This window comes from Mycobacterium sp. NGS68, from assembly GCF_059812195.1.
This window is the reverse complement of the sequence record NZ_JCALCE010000092.1, coordinates 1-553: the sequence shown is the minus strand read 5'-3', so window position 1 is coordinate 553 and position 553 is coordinate 1. Positions and strand designations below refer to the sequence as shown.

General features: G+C 65.6%; 1 protein-coding gene. It reads right to left on the bottom strand.

What is annotated here, in order from left to right; all coding sequences use genetic code 11:
• A partial coding sequence (locus AC5Y5V_RS31400) for a PPE family protein (RefSeq protein ID WP_499942983.1) occupies positions 1-551 on the bottom strand: 551 nt, incomplete at its 3' end.
• Positions 552-553 lie beyond the last annotated feature (2 nt).

The following is a 553-nucleotide window of genomic DNA, read 5'->3' as shown; positions in this document are numbered from 1 at the left end:
GCCTGCGTCGCCAACCCCGCCAAATCAATCGGCGGCACACTAAACGGCGTCAACGTCGACGCCACCGACGTCGCCCCCGCGTGATACCCCAACATCGCCGCCACATCCTGAGCCCACATCTCGATATAGGTGAACTCGTTCTCAAAAATCGCCGGCGTGTTCTGACCCAAAATATTCGTCGCCACCAACGACACCAACGTCGTCCGATTCGTCGTCACCGCCGCCGGATGCACCGTCGCCGTCCGCGCCACCTCAAACGCCGACGCCGCCGCCCGCGCCTGCGCACCCGCCAACGCCGCCTGACCCGCCGCCGCCGTCAACCACGCCACATACGGCGCCGCCGCAGCCGCCATCGCCAACGACGCCGGCCCCGACCACGACCCACTGGCCAACGCCGAAATCACCGAATCAAACGACGCCGCCGACGCCGACAAATCCGCCGCCAACCCATCCCAGGCCGACGCCGCCAAAAACAACGGACCCGACCCCGCACCAGCAAAGATCCGAGCCGAATTGATCTCCGGGGGCAACCACGAAAAATCCAGAACCATCA